A 3,686-nucleotide genomic window follows, 5' to 3' on the forward strand; every position below is an offset into this window, starting at 1 on the left:
TGGAGCAACCCCAGAATTTTTCTGGTGCCTATAATTGCACGAGCACAAATGTCTGTGACTGGTCGGCTTTTGCCCTGATGATGGATTTGGCGATGATGGGTTGTGGTACGGGGGCAATTTTAGAACCCGATCTGATTGGTAAATTACCCGTCGTTAAAAATCAACTCAACATCACAATTACTAACGAAATTGGTGGCGTTCCGATCGCCAGTCGTCAGGAATTAAGTACGGTTGAAACTGCCGATAATAAAGCTACTATTCGTGTCGGCGATAGTCGGCAAGGTTGGGTTAATTCCTACAAAATCTTACTAGAACTATCGAGCGACGATCGCTTTAATGGCGAAGTAAATGTCTCGATCGATCTGAGCAATATCCGTCCGGCTGGCGAACAGCTCAAAGGCTTTGGTGGCATGGCAAATCCCGTGAGGTTGCCAGAGCTATATGGTCGGTGTGCGGGGATATTAAATAAGGCAAATGGTAGACAATTAAACTCAGTTGAATGTTGTCTTTTAATCGACGAAGCTGCGGTCACGATCGTGGCAGGAAATATTAGACGCTGCTTGCCTGCTGGTGCCTTAGTACATGCTGAATCGGGATTAGTTCCGATCGAAAAAATTCGGATTGGCGATCGAGTTTTAACTAGTAAAGGATTTTATCCCGTTACTAACTTCTTCGATCAAGGCGAGCAATCATTGTGTCGGATTAAGACCCAAGATAGTTACTTTGAATGTACTGCCGATCATAAAGTTGCTGTCCTCACGGATGTCTATGGCAAGTATGAAATGGTGAAAGCCAAGGATCTCCAACCAAATGACAGATTGGTATTCGTACCTCAAGCTATTCCTGGCACACCAACAGAATTACCAGAATTCAAAGGCGAACTAGCTCCTCAATCTAAACGAATTACCGTCCCCGCACTTACTCCCGATGTTGCCTACTTCATTGGTTATCTACATGGAGATGGTTCGGTTGCTAGTGATGGCTGGCGGGTGAGATTTCGAGTTGCCGAACACCATCAACAAATCCTTGAAAAATTAATTAGTGTCGGCGAGTTATTTGGTTTGGATACTCATACTCTGAGAACTCCCGAACAATGTAAAGCGAAAGCTTTTGAACTTCAGTTCAATTCCAATGCCCTCAATCAATACTTATCTCAATTCAAGAAACCTTTCACTAGCATTTCAGTTCCAGATAGTATTTTATTGGGTACTAAAGATATTCGTGAAGCTTATCTTGCTGGTTTAGCTGATGCTGATGGTTGTTACAGTCAAGGTGTCTTGGTTGCATCCGTTCATGCTGATTTCTTACGCCAAATTCAGACTATCTATGCTTCTTTGGGCATCACCACTCGTTTATGCTCATCAATCCGGAAGCGTAATAATACGTGGGAAGGTGAGTTAGTTACAGTTGGCGCACAAGCATTTGATGATACTGCATCAATGTTCGATCGACATTCAATAATATTTGCTGACAAGCAAAAAGAACGTCCTAAATCTTTCAAAGACCATGGATTTCCAAGAGAAATGGTCAGACCTTTGATAAATACTTATCAATATGGTTGGAGCAATCATCAGGAACAGATGATCGTGCCTACACTGAAGAAGTTTATTCCTGAAGCAACCGATCTGATTCCAGTTAAAGTTGAGTCGGTAGAATTTGACGTCAGAACATCTCATACCTATGACATCGAAGTAGCTAGCATTCATGAATTTGTCTGTGAAGGAATCCTAGTTTCAAATAGTGCCGGAATGCGCCAATTTAATGCTGGCGATACCCTTGGTGCAACTGCCAAAGATAATCTCTGGCAACAAGACGAGCATGGCAACTGGAGAATCGACCCAGAACGCGATGCTTTGCGGATGAGCAACCATACTCGCGTTTTCCATCACAAACCCACTTTAGAAGAGTGTGTTGCTGCCGTTCAGAAGCAATATTATTCTGGTGAAGGTGCGATTCAATGGGCTGGTGAAGCTGTCGCTCGATCGAATGCCGATCTATTAGACACGCCAGAGAAGAAAAAACACTTTATCGATCTTTATGGACAGTCCCAAGATCTAGCAAAAGGATATCTGCGAGAGTTGTTGACAGCCAAGAAAAGCAATCGATAAAGAATAAATGTAGAACAAAGTACATAACTCATAAAATACGCTCTTAGTACATAAATATGCCTTGTGTGCTAAGAATGTATCGAGTTGCAAGGAAGCAATTTGTGTTAAGCTATTTGGCTAGCCATCTATTTGGTTAGCCATCTGTGATTGGCTAGCCATCTATATTGGCTAGTCAATTATTTGATATGGCAAAATAGATGACATTCACTATAAATAATGAAACAAAAAGTATTGTCGAAGCTTGCGCGTCGTCTAGCGACGATCGAGATATAGAACTCGAACTAGAACATCGCATGTCTAGGTTCGGACTAAATCCGTGTGGTAGATAAATTTGCCTCACATTAAACACCCTGCAAAATCGGTGAAAGCTGTGAAATGGTTGTCAATAATTAGTTATTAATTAACCTGCTAATACCGAGGTAACTAGAGATATTAAAAAATCTCTAACACCGTAGAGCGTAGAGGATGAAACTGGAGCGATCCAGAATATAAACCTCCAAGAGTGCGGGGCACTTAACAACTTAAATTAAGTGAAAATGTACGCCGAACTACAGAGAATTTAGAATCTGTAGAACTAGAGGATAAAAAGCCTTTAGGATAACAACATTGGAGATTCTCGGTACTAACTTCCACTGCAATCTTGGGGAGGTACATTTGAACCAACTCGATCCCAATAACCACCAAGAACAGCAAGATGCTTTCACTGCTAGTGCCTTGAGTGTTGCGGCATTGCTCAACCATCAATTCCAAGAACCGCGCTATCAATATAGTCGAGAACTAGATCCGATCGTCGGCGTGTCATTTACGGGTTTATTTGACTTCTTCGTTCATGCTTTTGGCTCCGAATGGTTGCAGTGGTGGACGGCAGGTCGTCCGGCAACGGCGGCGGGGATTGCTTACAAGCAAAAAGAGCACGAGTATTTGAATACTTGGCGCGAAGTTGTCGAGCAGACTGTGTGGGAATATTGCGATCGACATGGCATCAAACGCCCCAATCGTTGCACCACCGTCCAACCATCGGGCACCAAATCGCTGCTGACTGGGGCTTCTCCGGGCTGGCACGCGCCTAAAGCCCAACGGTTCATCCGCCGGATCACTTTCCGCAAGGATGACCCTGTAGCCTTGGCTTGTATCGACTATGGATATAGCGTGATTCCATCCCAATCTGACAAGGATGAGAATGGTAATCTGCTGGACGATGCCTACGATCCGCGCTGTACGGAATGGTTGATCGAGATTCCCGTGGCGGTGTCCTGGGCGGATCTGCCTGGTGCTGACTCGATCGAAATTGGTCAATTTAGTGCCTTGGCGCAAATGGATTTCTATATGGGCGTCCAGCAGCATTACGTTCGTCACAATACCAGTGCGACGATCGAATTGCGCGAAAATGAAGTAGATGCCCTGGGCAAACGGATTTTTGAGGCGATTCGGGATGATGAGGGTTATTTCTCAGCAGCTCTATTGGCGCGGTTCGACGACCATCAGACGTTCCCGCGTTTGCCGTTTGAACCGATCGACAAGGCGACATTCGATGACATGATGGTGGGTGTGATGCAGCGACGCCAGACCGCTGAATTC

Annotated in this window: 1 protein-coding gene and 1 pseudogene; both read left to right on the forward strand. The window is 44.5% G+C overall.

Annotation, left to right across the window (positions count from 1 at the left end):
- Positions 1–2,108, forward strand: a 2,108-nt coding sequence (locus RMO84_RS02540) for an LAGLIDADG family homing endonuclease (RefSeq protein ID WP_310486885.1), incomplete at its 5' end; no start/stop codon positions are given.
- Positions 2,109–2,717: 609 nt separating this feature from the next.
- Positions 2,718–3,686 (forward strand): annotated as a pseudogene (nrdJ, locus tag RMO84_RS02545) (ribonucleoside-triphosphate reductase, adenosylcobalamin-dependent); the annotation flags it as partial.

Source organism: Chamaesiphon sp. VAR_69_metabat_338 (assembly GCF_031423935.1).
In the GTDB taxonomy this organism is placed as follows: Bacteria; Cyanobacteriota; Cyanobacteriia; order Cyanobacteriales; family Chamaesiphonaceae; genus Chamaesiphon.